A 16,370-nucleotide genomic window follows, 5' to 3' on the forward strand; every position below is an offset into this window, starting at 1 on the left:
GCGCGTGCCGGTCGTCACAGCGCCACCGCCCTGCCCGCGGCGGACCGGTGCAGCGGTCGGATGTCTGACGTCCCGTCACGCGGAACGACCTCTTCTGCGCCCGGCGCGCCCGGCATATGCTCGCCCCATGCGCGTCGCTCTCTTCGTCACCTGCGTCAATGACGCCGTGTACCCGGCCACCGGCATTGCGACGGTGCGTCTTCTGGAGCGCCTCGGGGTGGAAGTGGACTTCCCCGAAGCGCAGACCTGTTGCGGGCAACCCCAGTACAACACGGGCTATCGCCGCGAGACCGTCCCCCTCGCACACCGCACGGCACGTGTCTTCGACGGCTACGACTACGTGGTGACCCCGTCGGGATCCTGTGCCGCCATGGTGCGCGACCACTACCCCGCGATGGGCGACAGCGCCGCCGCCGCATTCGCACCTCGGATGTATGAACTGACGGAGTTCCTGGTCGACGTGCTGGGCGTGACCGACGTCGGGGCCTACTTCCCGCACTCCGTCACCTACCACCCCTCCTGCCACGGACTGCGGCTCCTCGGCCTCGGGGACCGCCCGCGCAAGCTGCTGAACGCCGTCAAGGGCATCGAACTCAGAGAGCTGCCGGGCGCGGAGGAGTGCTGCGGTTTCGGCGGCACCTTCGCCGTCAAGAACGCCGACGTCTCGACGGCGATGGGCCGGGACAAGGCGCACAACGCCGTCTCCACGGGCGCCGAGGTGCTGTGCGGCGGGGACAACTCCTGCCTGATGCACATCGGCGGCGTCCTCAGCCGCGAGGCCCAGGCGGTGCGCCCCCTGCACATCGCGCAGATCCTCGCCTCGACCGAAGAGGAGCCCTGGTCATGACCGGCACGTTCGTCGGGATGCCCTCCTTCCCCACGGCCGCGCGCAGCGCGCTCGCCGACGAGACGCTGCGCGGCAACCTGCGCTACGCCACCCACACCATCCGCGACAAGCGCGCGAAGGCCGTCGCCGAACTCGACGACTGGGCGCTGCTGCGCGAGGCCGGGAAGCAGATCAAGGACCACACGCTGCGCAACCTGGACCGCTACCTCCTCCAGCTGGAGGAGGCGGTGACCGCCGCGGGCGGCGTGGTGCACTGGGCCGCCGACGCGGCCGAGGCGAACCGCATCGTCGCCGACCTGGTGAAGGCCACGGGCGAGAGCGAGGTCGTCAAGGTCAAGTCCATGGCCACGCAGGAGATCGGGCTCAACGAGGCGCTCGCCGCCGAGGGCATCTCGGCGTACGAGACCGACCTCGCCGAGCTGATCGTCCAGCTCGGCGACGACCGGCCGTCCCACATCCTGGTGCCGGCGATCCACCGCAACCGCGGCGAGATCCGGACCATCTTCGCCTCGGAGATGGGCAAGTGGGGCAGGGCCGCACCGGACGGCCTCTCCGACGCGCCCGGCGAGCTGGCCGAGGCGGCAAGGCTCCACCTGCGGGAGAAGTTCCTTCGGGCCAAGGTGGGCATCTCAGGGGCCAACTTCATGGTCGCGGAGACCGGCACCCTGGCCGTCTTCGAGTCCGAGGGCAACGGCAGGATGTGCCTGACGCTCCCCGAGACGCTGATCTCCGTCGTGGGCATCGAGAAGGTGGTCCCCACCTGGCGGGACCTGGAGGTCTTCCTCCAGACGCTGCCCCGCTCGTCCACCGCGGAACGCATGAACCCGTACACCACCATGTGGACGGGCACCACCGACGGCGACGGTCCGAGCGCCTTCCACCTCGTCCTGCTCGACAACGGCCGCACCGCCACCCTGGCCGACGAGACCGGCAGGCAGGCACTGCGCTGCATCCGCTGCTCCGCCTGCCTCAACGTCTGCCCCGTCTACGAGCGGGCAGGCGGCCACGCCTACGGCTCCGTCTACCCGGGGCCCATCGGCGCGATCCTCAGCCCGCAGCTGCGCGGAACCGGCAGCGAGATCGACGCGTCCCTGCCGTACGCCTCCTCGCTGTGCGGCGCGTGCTACGAGGTGTGCCCCGTCGCCATCGACATCCCCGAGGTGCTGGTCCACCTGCGTGACCGGGTGGCGCACCAGGGCTGCAGGGGCCACTTCCTCGAACGCGCCGCCATCAAGGCGGCCGGCTGGGTCTTCGAGCACCCCGGAGCCCTCGCGGCGGGGGAGCGCGCGGCCACCGCCACCAGAAGGCTGCACCCCTCGCGCCTGCCGGGCGCCGGCGCCTGGACCAACAGCCGGGACCTGCCCCCGATGCCGCCCGAGTCGTTCCGCGACTGGTGGCGCCGCAACCGCACCCGAGGCGCCGCCCCCGCGGGCGGCAGGAAGGACGACGGATCGTGAGCCCCGCCTCGCCGTCCCGCGACCGGATCCTCGCGCGCGTGCGCGCCGCCGTCGACGGCGCCCCCGAGGCGCCCGGGCCGGCGCGCACCTACCGTGACACGCACACGCCCGAGGACGGCCGCGTGGACCTGCTCGCGGACAACCTGGCCGACTACCGGGCGCTCGTGCACCGCTCGGACGCGGCGGGCCTGCCCGCCCTCGTGGCGCGCCTGCTCGCCGAGCACGGCAGCCGGTCCGTGGCCGTACCACCCGGGCTGCCCGAACCCTGGCTCGCCGCGACGGACGTGACGCGTGTACCCGACGCGCCGGGGACCACCGCGGCCGAGCTCGACGCGGTCGACTCCGTCGTCACCGGCTGCGCCGTGGCGATCGCCGAGACGGGCACCATCGTCCTGGACGCGGGCCCCGACCAGGGCAGGCGCCGCATCACCCTGGTGCCCGACCACCACATCTGCGTGGTGCGCGCCCCTGAGCAGGTCGTCGGCGGCGTGCCGCAGGCCATGCCGCGACTCGACCAGACCAGGCCGCTCACCTGGATCTCCGGCCCGTCCGCCACCAGCGACATCGAGCTCGACCGCGTGGAGGGCGTGCACGGCCCGCGCACCCTGGAAGTGATCCTCGTCGAGGGCTGACGCAGCCGGCGCTGCGGCGCGGGTCGGGCCCGGCGCGGGTCAGGCCCGCAGCCGGGGCGACTCGGCGGCAGGATCCACCGTCCCGCCGTCCGCACCCACGCGGGCCGCGAGGCCGCGTGCCCAGGTGACGACACCCGCGCGATCGAGCCCGTGCGCCGGGCCGTCCCCGTACGCCTCCAGACTCCCGGCGCCGCGCAGCAGCAGCCGCTCGGCGCCCCTGGCGTTGCCGCGCGCCGCGTGCGTCAGCCCCACGGCGAGCTGGGCGAGCCCGCGCCACAGCGCACGCTCGGAGGGCGGGCCCGACTTCCAGGCGTCCTCGAACACCTCGTGCGCGTGGAAGGGCATGCCCGCGTCGAGCAGCCGCTGCGCCTCGGCGACGCTCTCCCGCGCCGCCCTGACCACGCCCTCGGGCTGGCGCTCCACGCCCGGGGCCCCGTACGGCAGCGGCCTGCCGAGCCCGTCCCGCGGGCGCGCGTTGCGCGCCCGGCCCTCGGTGTCCCGGTCCCTGGCGTCCCGCTCTCGCTCACCCATACGCCCGATTGTGCCCGCAGTCGGCGGGGGACCGGCGCACCTGCCGAGTGAGGTATCGTGTGACGCGCGTGATCACGTATCGCGAACACGCGCATCGGGACGTGGCGCAGCTTGGTAGCGCACTTGACTGGGGGTCAAGGGGTCGCAGGTTCAAATCCTGTCGTCCCGACTGGAGACAGTCGCAGGTCAGGCCCGGTTTCGGAGGTGTCAGAAACCGGGCCTTGATCATTCTTGGGGAGCAGGTGGGGACCGGCACCCGTGCAGGTGGCGCCGGGTGGTGGTCAGGGAGCCGTGGTCGGCGATCCTGCGCATGACATGTACCTGGACTCCGGCGTCGGCGAACCAGGTCAGTCCGGTGTGCCGGAGGTCGTGGCGGCACAGGTGCTCGTATCCGAGCTCGGTGACCGCATCGTCCCAATGTGTCGCGTCGCCTAGGACGGCGGTGGAGATGCGACCGCCGCGCGGGCCGGTGAAGGGGCGGGCATCGCGATCGGGGCCGGCGGACAGGACGCGCTGAGCGACGAGGGGACGGATCTCTTCCACGATGCGGAATTGCCGCTCGGTCATGGACTGGTCGTATCCGCCCACGGCGTCGCGTCGGTCGTCGGCTCGGGACGAGGAATGCCGCCGGGCGGTGGCCTGCTCCGGGAGCTGCTTCGGCGGCGGCGCGGGCCGGTTCGAGACCCTTCTTGCCGTGGCCGAGGTGGGTGGCCCGCAGGCTCTGCCACGCAGGGTGCGGCAGTAGGCGATGTGGTCTTCTGCCGCGCCGGCGCGTTCGGAACGCCCTTGCCCACACCTCCGCGGCCGCCAAGGCGGTGCACCTGATGTACCGGGAGGTCGCCACGGAAGTCGGCCACGCCGCAAAGCAGTTGGCCACCGACACCGCCACTCGGCAAGCCGGGCTGCTTGCTGAGTCCTGAGCGACCTCGACGACGAGGGCGCGCAGCACCATCCCCGCGGTGCGTGGCGGGCGAGGCGGGCGAGGTCCTGGCCGGCCCCGGCCTGCGGGTTGCGCCGCTAGGCGCCGGCTATCAGGGCGTGGATGCCGAGCCGGTTGGTGATGGCCGGCAGGGACGGGTGGTCCGGGCGTGGCGCGAGGAGCGTGGCGGCAGGCGCGGGGGCGGCCGCCGTGTCCTCAGGATGCCGGGCGGCGTCCTCGGCCGGGAAGTCGTGGGGGACGGCCTGTCCACATCGGCGTCCCGGTCCCGAAGGCGAAGGCCGCGCCGCGCGTGGGGGACATCCGTTCCGGGCAGGAGAACGTGAACTCCGGGGCCGGGTGAGGCCCACTCGATCGCGTCCCACGGCTCGGCCCCAGGTTCGGGACCGCCTCGTCGGATCGGATCAGACCGTGCGGAAACCCGTCCCCGTCTTGCGTCCCAGGTGCCCCATCGCGACCAGGCCGCGCAGGGAGCGGGCCGCGGCGAAGTCCTCGGTGCCGAACGTCTCCCGCAGCCGGTCGAGGATCGCGAGCGACACGTCGAGGCCCACCGTGTCCAGGAGCGTGAACGGGCCGAGCGGGAAGCCCAGCAGCGACTCGACGGCGGTGTCGACGTCGCCCATGTCGAGGCAACCGCCGCTCTCCATCGCCCGGATCGCGTGGTTCAGGTAGGAGAAGAGCAGGTAGTTGACGATGAAGCCGGTCCGGTCGCCGCAGCCGACGGCGGTCTTGCCGAGGCGCTCGCACAGGGCGCGGGCGGCGGCGTGGGCCGCGTCGCTCGTCGCCTCCGCGCGCACCACCTCGACCAGGCGCATCACCTGGGCCGGGTTGAAGAAGTGCATGCCGATCACGTCTTCGGGCCGGCCGGAGGCGGCCGCGCACTCGGCGACGGAGAGGCTCGAGGTGGTGGTCGCGAGCACCGCGCCGGGCCGGCACACCTTGCCGAGCTGCTCGAAGACCGTCCGCTTGACCGGCAGGTCCTCGACGACCGCCTCGATGACGAGGTCGCAGTCGTAGAGGACGGCGACGTCCTGGTCGCCGCGCACCAGGTCGAGCGCCGCGCCGGCGGCGCCGGGGTCGAGCCGGCCCCGCTTGACCGACCGGTCGAGCGACGAACCGATCGCCGCGCGGGCGGCGTCGGCCCGCTCGGTGGTCCGCCCCACCAGCGTGGTCCGTACACCGGCGAGCACCAGGGCCTGCGCGATGCCACGCGCCATGGTGCCGGTGCCCACGACGCCCACGTGCCCGACGGCCGGAGCACCCTCCGGGGCCCGGTCCCGCGCCGCGGGGACGACGCGCCGCCCCGCGGCGTCGTAGGCGTAGAAGCCCTGGCCGCTCTTGCGCCCCAGCCGGCCGCTCTCGATCATCCGCTCCAGCGAGCCGGGCGGACGGTGGTGCTCCAGGCCGGTACGCCGGTACAGGTCGCCCAGTTCCCGGTGGACGGTGTCGACACCGACGGTGTCGAGCATCTCCAGGGGACCGGCGGGCAGGCCGCAGCCGAGCCGCATGGCGGTGTCGATGTCCTCGCAGGACGCGTACCCCGCCTCGTGCAGCGCGGCGGCGCGGCCGAGGTAGGGCAGCAGCAACTCCCGGGCGGCGGCCGTGTCGGTGCCCTGCGGAGCGATTGGCCGGCCGAGCAGCGACACCAGCTCCTCGGCCGCCGAGACCGCCTCGGGCGCGGTCATCGTGGTGCTCACGAGCGCCGCCCCCGCCTTCGGTGACGACGGGACCGCGAAGCGCAGGCCCACCAGCCGAGCCGGTCGGCCGGACGCGACGGCGAGCGCGGGCACCGACAGCGAGGCCGTCGTCGTGACCAGGGCAGTGACGCGCGGGCACAGCGCACCCAGCCGGTGCAGCACCTCCGCCTTGCTCTCCGCGTCCTCGGACACGGCCTCGACGACGACGCCGGCCTCGGCCAGCCGCTCGACGTCGCCGCTCACCTCGGCCGTGCCGGCCCACGAGCGCACCCTCGCGACGACGTCCGGGTCGGTGTCGACACCGATGACCCGGACCCCGCCCGCGTCCAGCGCGCGCAGCAGGCTCTGCCCCACCGAGCCCAGGCCGACCACGCCGACCACCCTGTGTTGCTCAACCACGCTTTGACTCCCCTGACTTCACGAAAATCGATTGACCTGCGGACGGCGTATGGGGTCAGTCCCCGTCGGAGACCGCCCCGCCGTCGGCCGCAGGGGACGTGCGGAAGCGGTTGACGGCGTCGAGGTGCTCGGCACGCAGGGCGTGATCGCGGACGCCCGTACCCTCTCGGGGGGCCAGGGCAAGTACGCCGATCTTGCCCTGGTGGACGTTGTGGTAGACGTCCGAGGCGGCCTGGCCGGTGTCCTCGAGGCGGTACGTCCTGGACAGCGTCGGGTGGATCCTGCCCTTGACGATGAGGCGGTTGGCCTCCCACGCCTCGCGGTAGTTGGCGAAGTGCGAGCCGACGATCCGCTTCAGCGACATCCACAGGTACCGGTTGTCGTACTCGTGCATGTAACCGGAGGTGGAGGCGCAGGTGACGATCGTGCCGCCCTTGCGGGTGACGAACACGCTCGCACCGAAGGTCTCGCGGCCGGGGTGCTCGAAGACGATGTCGACGTCCTCGCCACCGGTCAGTTCGCGGATGCGCGAGCCGAACCGCTTCCACTCCTTGGGGTCGTGCGTCCGCTCGTCCTTCCAGAACCGGAAGTCCTCCGCGCAGCGGTCGATGACGGCGGTGGCGCCCATGGCCCGGCACAGCTCGGCCTTGCGCGGGCTGGACACCACGCAGATCGGGTTGGCGCCGCCGGCCAGCACCAGCTGGGTCGCGTACGAGCCCAGGCCGCCGCTGGCGCCCCAGACCAGGACGTTGTCACCCTGCTTCATGCCCGCGCCGTTGCGGGACACCAGCTGACGGTAGGCGGTCGAGTTGACCAGTCCCGAGCTCGCCGCCTCCTCCCAGGTCAGGTGCTCGGGCTTCGGCATCAGCTGGTTGGCCCTGACCAGCGCCAGCTCGGCGAGGCCGCCGAAGTTGGTCTCGTAGCCCCAGATCCGCTGCTCCGGGTCGAGCATCGTGTCGTTGTGGCCGTCCGAGCCCTCCAGGTCGACGGAGAGGCAGTGGGCCACCACCCGGTCACCGGGCCGCCACCGCCGCACACCGGGGCCGGTGCGCAGCACGACGCCCGCGAGGTCGGAGCCGATCGTGTGGTAGTCCCGGTCGTGGCGCGCGGCCGAGCCGCTGGTGCGCCCGTAGCGCTCCAGCAGCGAGAAGGTGGACACCGGCGAACCGAGCGCGCTCCACACGGTGTTGTAGTTGATGGCGCTGGCCATGACCGCGATCAGCACCTCGCCGACCTCGGGCTGGGGGGTGGGCACGTCCTCGTGGTGGATGGACTTCGTCGTGTCGCGTTCCTGGGGTGGTATGCCCTCGAACATGTCGCGTTCGCTGCGGAACAGCACGGCCGCCTTGTGCGACTCGGGAACCCGCAGCGCGGCGAAGTCCTCGGAGACTGCGTCGGGCGACTCGATCATCTCGATGATGTGCTGCATCACGGACCTCTCAGTTTTCGGCGTGGCTCGGAACAGGCGACGAATGTGGCTGCGGGCCGAATTCTGCGGTGCGCCGACGACACAGCCCAAGGTCCCCGCCGGTGGGGCAGGCCTGGCCGGCACAAGGGGGGGACGAACAAAGGCGGGCGCGTATCGGGCACACCGAGGGGAGAGGAAAAAGCCGCGTGCGGAGGAAGCGGCGTCCTGGTGCGGTCGTGAGACTCACCGGGACCGTAGCAGCGGACACCGAGCACGAACAAGCGCGGCCGTGCCGTACACGGCCACGGCCGGCGGGCCGGCGGAGTTCAGGATCGGTGAAATTAGCGAGGTGTAAGCACGGTGCGAGACATGCCTGGAACAGTGAGGCCGAACGATTACCGGAGCGGGCAGTGTCGAAGGCCGGGAGAGGGCCTCGGGGAAGGAAGGTGCGGCCGCTGGCCTAGGTCGGACGGGGCGCCCAACTCGCTGGACAGGCAGTGCTGAGGACTGCCTTGTCCTTGTTGAGGATGGCTTCGTGCAGGTGGCGCAGCGAGCGTCCAGGACGCAGTCCGAGACTGTCGGAGACCGCGCAGGCGCGTTCGTAGACGTGCAGGGCGTCCGCCTGGCGTTGCGACCGGTACAGGGCGAGCATCAGATGTTGGTAGAACACCTCGTGATGCGGGTGACCGGCGATCAGTGAGTACAGCACGCTGATCATCTCGCGATGGCGGTCGAGGAGGAAGTTCGACACGATCAGCATTTCCAGGGCTTCCAGCCGCAGCTCTTTGATCCGCTGGGTGAAGCTGTTGACGGTGGGACCGCCCTGCAGACCGTCGAGCGGGGACCCGCGCCAGACGGAAAGCGCCTCCTTGAGAGCGGCGTTCGCCTCTTTCGCGTTTCCGGCCGCCAGTTCGCTGCGCCCGCGTTTGAGGGCCTGCTCGAAAAAGTGGAGGTCAAGGTCGTCGGACCCGAGATGCAGGACGTACCCGCTGGTGCGGGTGGCGATCAGATCATCGCGTTCGCTCGCCTGGGCAAGCAGCTTGCGAAGTTGTGAGACATAGGCATAGAGACTGGCCGAGGCGTGCTTCGGCTGGTTTTCGTCCCACAGCTCTGCGAGGAGATCCTTCGTCGGCACTATCTGGTCGGCCCGGATGAGCAGCGTCGCCAGTATGATCTCGACTTTTCGAGTACTGGAGACGAATTCTTCATCCCCCGACGTTATCCTTAACGTCCCAAGAATTTCATAGCGCATGGACTAACCTTTGTTACTTTCCGGGGCGGCCGGTGGTGCTGATTTGGCCGGCGCCCTGTGGGCTGCTCTGAAGAGAATCCACGTCACGCGCCCCGCCTTCTTGCGGGAGGCGGACTCCGCCGGCGGGTGACGGGTCGGTCGACGTCCTCCCGCTCCCCGCGGTTCGGGGGCCGGCACGCACGCCCCACAGTCACCGGGAGAACGGCGACTGTCCGTGGTGCCGGTCTGAAGAGACAGGCTGTCCGTGGCTCTCGGGCGGCGCAACGCGCTCTCACCTCCCCCGTCTTCGTGGTGGACGAGCGGTCCACCGCCGGACTGGCATCGCGTACCCGACGATCGCCTCGTCGCGACGCTCAGCAAGCCCCTCCTCCCCTGCGGTCCGGTGGCGGTCTCCCATCGAACCGAACTGGCGTGATGTCGACCAGCGTACCGCCCGCGGAGACGGTGACATCAGCCTGCGTGGCCACCGCAATTGTAGTCATACGGGTCTTCAGATCGGTATCCGGAAGATGGCACGTTTGAGTAGGTGCGAACCGGCACAACGGGCGACGGCCCGTATCGGACGAACCGGAACCTCCGGGAACGCCGTCGGCCGCGGGATGGAACCATCGGCGAGAGTGCTGACCAGCCGCCCCGCACTTCATGCACCCCCATTTCGCGCCACTTCGCGGGAGGAGGCGCGGGTACGACGCCGGCAGGGCGGAAAGAGGCCATGGGCCCCGCTGCCAACCCGCCGGGCTGCCCTATGGGAAGCATTGCGACAGATAGCTGTTAGCGAGGAAACCTACGATATTCGCGCTGGAAGGGCCGGGCCATCTCACCGTGGACGACCGGTTTCCTCCGTTGTTGGCGTATTAAGGAGAATAGTGACACCTGTCGCGCCCGCGGACTCAACGCCCGACCCCGCTGACGAACTTCTGCGGCTGCTCTCGACCGGCGAGGCGGTGGTCCGGTACCCACGCGTCGCCGACCTCCTCGCCACGGTGGAGCCCCCGGCCTTCGCACGCGCGTGCCACCAGCTCGCGCGGCTCGACCCCGACGCGGTCCTGGAGGCCCACCCGGACCGCGCCTCCGTCACCGTCGCCATCACCGGCCACGGCACCCTCTCGACCCTCGTACCACCGCTCACCGGCGAGCTGGCCCGGCACGGAATACTGCTGCGCCCTCACGTGAGCGACTTCGGCAGCTACATCTTCGACCTCCTCAACCCGGACAGCGACCTCTACAGCCAGCGCGCCGACCTCACGCTGTGCGTGCTCGACCCCATGATCGTCTTCGACGAGGTGCCCGTCCCCTGGCGGTCGGCCGACGTTCAGCGGGTCTTCGACGAGAAACTGCGCACCCTGGAGCGGATCGCGGCGACCTTCGGCGCCGGCGGCCACGGCACCCTCGTCCTCAACACCCTCCCGCTGCCCAGGCAGTTCACCGCACAGCTCGTCGACCACCGCTCCAGGAGCGAACTCGGCGCCGTCTGGCGCGAGGCCAACGCCCGCCTGCTGCGCATGGCGGCCTCGGCCCCCGGCCTCGTCGTGATCGACACGGACCCGCTGGTGGCGGAGGGCGTCACGGTCACCGACGCCCGGATGAGCACGTACGCCAAGGCCCACCTCTCGGCCGACCTGCTCGCCCGCTATGCCCGGGAGATCGGCCACCTGGCACGACACAGCGTCGGCAAGAGCAAGAAGGCCCTCGTCCTCGACCTCGACGGCACGCTGTGGGGCGGAGTCCTCGGCGACGACGGCGTCGAGGGCATCGAACTCTCCGGCAGCCCCAAGGGCGAGGCGTTCAACGGCGTCCAACGCGTGGTGAAGCAGATCGGCTCCCAGGGCGTCCTCCTCGCCGTGGTCAGCAAGAACGAAATCGACCTGGTCCGCGAGGCGTTCCGGGACCGAAGGGACTCGGAACTGCGCGAGGACGACTTCGTCCGCGTCATCGCCAACTGGCGCCCCAAGCACGACAACCTGAAAGAGCTCGCACAGGCAGTCAACCTCGGCGTGGACAGCTTCGTCTTCGTCGACGACAGCCCCCTCGAATGCGGCCTCGTGCGCAGCGAACTGCCCGGCGTCTCCGTCGTCCGCGTGGACGGCGACCCCGCCCTGCACGTCGAGAAGATCCTCCGGGACGGCTGGTTCGACACCCCCCAGCTCACGGCCGAGGACCAGCAGCGCGTCGTCCGCTACCAGGAAGAACTGGTCCGTAAGGACTTCCTGGACAGCTTCGACTCGGTCCAGGACTTCCTGCGCGAACTGAAGGTCACCGTACGGCTGGCCCCCGTCCGGGACACCGAGATCCCGCGCGTGTCCCAGCTGACCCTGCGCACCAACCAGTTCAACCTGACCACCCGCCGTCTCCAGCAGGCCCAGGTGCAGGAACTGGCGGCCGCCCCGGCCGCCCGCGTGCTGACGATCCACTCCGGAGACCGCTTCGGCGACAACGGACTCGTCGGCGCCGTGTTCACGAGGCAGGACGAAGACACCCTGCACATCGACAACTTCGTCCTGAGTTGCCGGGTGTTCTCCCGCGGCATCGAGCAGACCGCGCTCGCCGCCGTCCTGGAACAGGCCCGCACCGACGGCATGCGGGCCGTGTACGGAACCTACCGGCCCAGCAAGAAGAACGGCGCGGTGCGGGACCTCTACCCCCGCTACGGATTCACCCCCGAGGCGGAGGACGGGGACACGCTCGTCTTCCGTCACGACCTGCGCCGGCTACCCGACCGACCCGAACACGTGTCGCTCCACGAGGAACTGTAGGTGGAATGTGATGATTAGTATCGACGAATTCGTCTCGATCGTGCGCGATGAACTCGGCCTCCCCCTCACGGCCGAGGACGTCGACCTGAGCTTCGACGAGCTGCCGGGCTGGGACTCCGTACAGATGCTGTGGCTGCTCACCATCCTGGAGCGGCGCACCGGCAAGAGCCTCTCCCTGCCGGACATGCTGGAGGCCCCCAGCCTCGCCGCTCTGTACAAGATCGTGGCGTCCCAGTGAGCGCCGCGCCCCTCGCCCACGAGCGGCGGCCCACCTTCTACTTCCTCGACCACATCAAGTCGTTCTCCCCGGTCTTCCTGGACACGGAGGTCGACATGACGGCCGTGCGACAGCACCGGGCGGACGCGCAGGCCGAGGGGCAGCACTACTCCCTCGTCTCCTACGTCGTCCACGCCGCCGGACGCGTGCTCGCCCAGCACCCCGAAGCCAACGCCGCCATCCGCGGGAACTTCGCACCCAAGGTCGCCAAGTTCACCGGCGTCGCGGGCAAGGTCACGTTCGACAAGACGGTCAACGGCCGCCGTGTGGTCCTGTCCACCGTGCTGCCGGACGTGCACGAGGCCGCCCAGGCGGACATCCAGCGGCAGATCGAATTCATCCGGGACGGCGACCCGGAGACCATGCCGCAGCTCGCGAAGATCAGGGCGCTGCGCAAGCTGCCCGTGCCGCTGGGCCGACTGGCCTTCCGCACGGGCATCCGCGGCCTCGCCAAACGGCCGCAGCTGGTCGGCACCTTCGCGGTCACCTCCCTGGGCCACAGCGCCGTGGACAGCTTCCACTCGGTCGGCGGCACGACCGTCACCCTCGGCGTCGGCAGGATGTCCGACCGCCCGGTCGTCCGGGACGGCGCCGTCACCATCGCGCCGATGATGCGCCTCAGCCTCGCCTTCGACCACCGGGTCATCGACGGTGCGGAGGCGGCCGACGTGCTGACCGACCTCAAGACGCGGCTGGAGGAGATCGGCTCCCACATCCCGGAGCCGGCCACCACCGAGGACACCGCACCCGAGGACACCGCACCCGAGGACACCGCACCCGAGGCGTCCGCCGCTGAGGACGTGCCGGCGGCGCCCTGACCGGCACCAGCTCACCCCTCGCACGGCGAAGGGCCCCAGTCTCCGACCGGGGCCCTTCGCCGTCGCCCAGTCAGCGCTTCTCGCGCAGCTCCTTGTTGATGAAGTCGAGGATCTCGTTGGCCGAAGCCGACTCCATCCGCCGGGCCACGTCCTGCTCCGGCACGGCCTCGACCGTCCGCAGCTGCTTCCACTTCGCCATGACCGTCTCGAGCCGAAGCGTGATCCGGGAGTGGGTCTCCTCGTCCGGCTCCTCCGTCAGCCCCGCCAGCGCCGACTCCAGACCGGCGAGCTCCGACAGCATCGGGGGCTCGGCCTCCGGCAGATCGGGAGCGAGCTGCTCCCGCAGATACCGGGCCAGCGCCGTGGGCGTCGGATGGTCGAAGACGAGCGTCGCAGGCAGCCGGACACCGGTGCTGGCACTCAGCTTGTTCCGCAGCTCCACCGCCGTCAGCGAGTCGATGCCCAGCTCCTTGAAGGCACTGTCCGCCTCGATCGCCGACGGATCGGTGTGCCCGAGCGTGGCGGCGAGCTGGTCCCGGATCAGATTGACCAGCAGCTGGTCTCGCTGACGGTCACTCATCGGCGCCAGCCGCCCGGTCAGAGAGTTGCGCCCCTCACCCTCGGCCGCGCCACCCGCGAGCGTCCGGCGCCGGCTCTTCACGAGGCTCCGGAAGAGCGGCGGCAACTGGTCAGCGTAACCCCGCAGGGCACCGTGGTTGAGATGCGCGGTGACGAGACTCGCGCGGCCGGAGGCCAGCGCCCCGTCGAACAGGGCCAGACCCTCGGCACTGCTCATCGGCGCGATGCCGTTGCGGTCGATGCGACTGAGATCGGTCGTGTTCAGATGCTGGGTCAGATTGCTCGTCTGCTCCCAGAAACCCCAGGCCATGGAGGTGGCGGGCAGCCCCAGAGCCTGCCTGTGATGGGCCAGGGCGTCCAGGAACGTGTTGGCCGCCGCGTAGTTGGCCTGGCCCGGGCTCCCGAGCGAACCGGCCGCAGACGAGTACAGGACGAACGCCGCGAGGTCGAGGTGCCGGGTCTGCGTGTGCAGGTTCCAGGCGGCGTCGGCCTTGGGCAGCAGCACGGTGTCCAGACTGTCCAGCGTGAGCTTCTCCACCGTGGCGTCCCCCACCGCACCCGCCGTGTGCACGACGGCGGTGAGCGGATGGGCATCGGGCACCCCGGCGAGCAGCGCGGCGAGCTGCTCCGCGTCGGCCGTGTCACAGGCCGCGACGGTGACCTCCGCGCCGAGCCCGTTCAGCTCCTCGCACAGCGCCTCGGCACCCTCCGCTCGCGGGCCGCTGCGGCTGACGAGCAACAGCCGCATGTGTCCCTGACCCACCAGGTGCCGGGCCAGCAGACTGCCCAGGGTGCCGGTGCCACCGGTGATCAGCACGGTCCCCTCCGGGTCCAGCGCATGCGGCACCGTCAGCACCATCTTGCCGATGTGACGCGCCTGGCTGAGGAAGCGGAACGCCTCCGGAGCCTGCCGGATGTCCCACGCCGTGACCGGCAGCGGACGCAGCACACCCGCCTCGAACAGGCCCAGCAGCTCGGTCAGGATTTCCTGGATGCGGTCGGGACCGGCCTCGAACAGGTCGAAGTTCTTGTACGCGACACTCGGATGCGCCGCCGCGACCGCCTCGGCGTCACGGACGTCCGTCTTGCCCATGTCCACGAAGCGACCGCCTCCAGGCAGCAACCGCAGCGACGCGTCCACGAACTCCCTGGCCAGCGAGTTCAGCACGACGTCCACCCCCTGACCGCCGGTGGCCGTCAGGAACGCCTCCTCGAAGTCGCACGTACGGGAGGAGGCGATGTGCGCGTCGTCGAAGCCCATCTCGCGAAGAGCACCCCACTTGCCCGGACTGGCGGTGGCGAAGACCTCCGCGCCCCAGTGGCGGGCCAGCTGCACCGCGGCCATGCCCACGCCACCGGCCGCGGCGTGCACCAGCACCTTCTCACCCGAGCCGAGCCGGCCCAGGTCGCCGAGACCGTAGTACGCGGTCATGAAGACGACCGGTACGGCCGCCCCCTGCACGAACGACCACTCGGCGGGCATCCGGATGAGCATGCGGTGGTCGGTCACCGCCTCGGAGGCCATGGAGTGCGGGACGAGTCCCATCACCCGGTCACCCGGCACCAGCTCGCTGACGCCGGGACCCACCTGCGTCACCACACCCGCGGCCTCACTGCCGAGGTGGGCCGCCTCACCCGGATACATGCCCAGGGCGATGAGGGCATCCCGGAAGTTCATGCCGGTGGCCCGCACCGCGAGCCGCACCTCTCCCGCCGCGAGCGGAACGTCGTCCGTGGACATCGCGGCCAGCGTGAGGTGGTCCAGCGTCCCCCCGCCCGCCATCTCCATCCGCCAGGCCGCGGCACCCTCGGGGGCCCGCAGCGCCATCCGGGCGTCAAGACGGTTCAGCCGCAGCGCGTACACGACCCCGTTCCGCAGGGCCAGCTGGGGCTCGTCGGTCGCCAGGGCCGCGGTCAGCACGCCGAGGGACGACGTCGCGTCGTCGATGTCGAGCAGCGTGAACCGGCCGGGGTGCTCCGACTGTGCCGACCTCAGCAGGCCCCACAGCGGAGTGTCCGCCAGCGAGACAGCGGCGTCCCTGCCGGCCTGACCCCAGACCGTGTTGCGCGTGACCACCACGAGCCGCGACGCCGTGAACGCCGCCGTCGACAGCCACTCCTGCAGCAACGGCAGCACCTCGCGCACGGACGCGTGCGCCCCGCCGACAGGACCGTCGTCGTCCGTGGCGGAGGCGTAGGGCAGCAGCACCAGGTCGGGCACCGCGGCACCCGCCGCGACCGCCGCACCCAGCGCGGCGATGTCCGGATACTCGACGGCACCCAGGTCCGACACGGGCACCTGCCCGAAGCCGGAGTCCGTACCGGCGACCCTGCCGGTGAGCGTCGCCCAGGTGGCGGACGACGCCGCCTCCTCGTCCGCCACCGGAACCGCCGTCCAGTCCACCACGAGCAACGGCTGCGACGGCGACTGACGCGAGGCCAGCGAGGCCAGCTGCTCGGGCGGCAGTGGACGGGTGGTGAAGGCGTCCACGGTGGCGACGGGCGCGCCCCCGGCGTCGGCCAGATCCAGGCTGACGGAGTCGTCGCCGGTCGGGGTGAGTCTGACGCGCAGCCGCCGGGCGCCGGTGGAGTACAGCTGGACACCGGACCAGGAGAACGGCAACCGCATGCCCCCGGTCTGCTCCTCGGCGTTCTCCAGCGCGTCCAGGCCGAGAGCGTGGAGCGCGGCGTCGAGGAGTGCGGGGTGGATGTCGAACGCGTCGGCCTCATCCGTGACGGTGTCGGGGTCCTCGGGGAGGGTGATGTCGGCGTAGGTGTGGTGG

General features: G+C 71.0%; 11 protein-coding genes, 1 tRNA gene and 1 pseudogene. 7 read left to right on the plus strand and 6 right to left on the minus strand.

Annotation, left to right across the window (positions count from 1 at the left end):
* The first annotated feature begins 127 nt into the window (after positions 1-127).
* From IH48_RS0131320 to IH48_RS0131330, 3 genes are read left to right on the plus strand one after another with little or no spacing between them, the layout of a single operon-like run.
* Entirely contained in the window at positions 128-847 is a 720-nt protein-coding gene (locus tag IH48_RS0131320; protein WP_030912376.1) for a (Fe-S)-binding protein, read from the plus strand.
* Positions 844-2,304 carry a lactate utilization protein B gene (locus IH48_RS0131325; RefSeq protein ID WP_051840930.1) on the plus strand — a complete coding sequence of 487 codons (1,461 nt, stop codon included), beginning with the start codon at positions 844-846 and terminating at the stop codon, positions 2,302-2,304. The genes IH48_RS0131320 and IH48_RS0131325 overlap by 4 nt, the downstream gene beginning before the upstream one ends.
* A complete protein-coding gene (locus tag IH48_RS0131330) occupies positions 2,301-2,936 on the plus strand; it encodes a LutC/YkgG family protein (protein WP_030912382.1) in 636 nt (211 codons plus the stop codon). Before IH48_RS0131325 ends, IH48_RS0131330 begins: the two co-directional genes overlap by 4 nt.
* A 39-nt stretch (positions 2,937-2,975) precedes the next feature.
* Here the strand turns inward: IH48_RS0131330 and IH48_RS0131335 are convergent, their stop codons facing one another.
* On the minus strand, positions 2,976-3,467 hold the full coding sequence (locus IH48_RS0131335) for a DUF309 domain-containing protein (protein WP_030912385.1): 492 nt from the start codon (positions 3,465-3,467) through the stop codon (positions 2,976-2,978).
* Between the two features lie 95 nt (positions 3,468-3,562).
* Here IH48_RS0131335 and IH48_RS0131340 point away from each other — a divergent pair.
* Positions 3,563-3,636, plus strand: a tRNA-Pro gene (locus tag IH48_RS0131340).
* Between the two features lie 89 nt (positions 3,637-3,725).
* Here IH48_RS0131340 and IH48_RS0131345 read toward each other — a convergent pair.
* From IH48_RS0131345 to IH48_RS0131365, 4 genes and pseudogenes are all read right to left on the minus strand, one after another.
* Positions 3,726-4,025: pseudogene (locus IH48_RS0131345) on the minus strand (site-specific integrase); the annotation flags it as partial.
* Between the two features lie 783 nt (positions 4,026-4,808).
* Positions 4,809-6,500 carry a 3-hydroxyacyl-CoA dehydrogenase family protein gene (locus IH48_RS0131355; protein ID WP_234434448.1) on the minus strand — a complete coding sequence of 564 codons (1,692 nt, stop codon included), beginning with the start codon at positions 6,498-6,500 and terminating at the stop codon, positions 4,809-4,811.
* 55 nt (positions 6,501-6,555) lie between these two features.
* Positions 6,556-7,929, minus strand: a complete 1,374-nt coding sequence (gene ccrA, locus IH48_RS0131360; RefSeq protein WP_051840932.1) for a crotonyl-CoA carboxylase/reductase — start codon at positions 7,927-7,929, stop codon at positions 6,556-6,558.
* Between the two features lie 439 nt (positions 7,930-8,368).
* A complete protein-coding gene (locus tag IH48_RS0131365; protein WP_051840934.1) occupies positions 8,369-9,160 on the minus strand; it encodes an AfsR/SARP family transcriptional regulator in 792 nt (263 codons plus the stop codon).
* A gap of 866 nt (positions 9,161-10,026) precedes the next feature.
* Here IH48_RS0131365 and IH48_RS0131370 point away from each other — a divergent pair.
* From IH48_RS0131370 to IH48_RS37555, 3 genes are read left to right on the plus strand one after another with little or no spacing between them, the layout of a single operon-like run.
* A complete protein-coding gene (locus IH48_RS0131370) occupies positions 10,027-11,913 on the plus strand; it encodes an HAD-IIIC family phosphatase (RefSeq protein WP_234434449.1) in 1,887 nt (628 codons plus the stop codon).
* Between the two features lie 10 nt (positions 11,914-11,923).
* Positions 11,924-12,151, plus strand: a complete 228-nt coding sequence (locus tag IH48_RS0131375; RefSeq protein WP_030912403.1) for an acyl carrier protein — start codon at positions 11,924-11,926, stop codon at positions 12,149-12,151.
* Positions 12,148-13,008: a 2-oxo acid dehydrogenase subunit E2 gene (locus IH48_RS37555; protein ID WP_030912406.1), complete on the plus strand. Its 861-nt coding sequence runs from the start codon at positions 12,148-12,150 to the stop codon at positions 13,006-13,008. The genes IH48_RS0131375 and IH48_RS37555 overlap by 4 nt, the downstream gene beginning before the upstream one ends.
* A 70-nt stretch (positions 13,009-13,078) precedes the next feature.
* Here IH48_RS37555 and IH48_RS0131385 read toward each other — a convergent pair.
* The coding region (locus IH48_RS0131385) for an SDR family NAD(P)-dependent oxidoreductase (protein WP_037843778.1) at positions 13,079-16,370 on the minus strand (3,292 nt) is incomplete at its 5' end.

The sequence above is a fragment of the Streptomyces sp. NRRL F-5126 genome, assembly GCF_000721265.1.
Taxonomy (GTDB): domain Bacteria; phylum Actinomycetota; class Actinomycetes; order Streptomycetales; family Streptomycetaceae; genus Streptomyces.

Excerpts from the sequence above, each read along its gene's own strand:
- IH48_RS0131335 (WP_030912385.1), bottom strand. The coding sequence starts at position 3,467 with ATGGGTGAGCGAGAGCGGGACGCCAGGGACCGGGACACCGAGGGCCGG.
- IH48_RS0131320 (WP_030912376.1), top strand. The coding sequence starts at position 128 with ATGCGCGTCGCTCTCTTCGTCACCTGCGTCAATGACGCCGTGTACCCG.
- IH48_RS0131365 (WP_051840934.1), bottom strand. The coding sequence starts at position 9,160 with ATGCGCTATGAAATTCTTGGGACGTTAAGGATAACGTCGGGGGATGAA.
- IH48_RS0131375 (WP_030912403.1), top strand. The coding sequence starts at position 11,924 with ATGATTAGTATCGACGAATTCGTCTCGATCGTGCGCGATGAACTCGGC.
- IH48_RS0131325 (WP_051840930.1), top strand. The coding sequence starts at position 844 with ATGACCGGCACGTTCGTCGGGATGCCCTCCTTCCCCACGGCCGCGCGC.
- ccrA (WP_051840932.1), bottom strand. The coding sequence starts at position 7,929 with ATGCAGCACATCATCGAGATGATCGAGTCGCCCGACGCAGTCTCCGAG.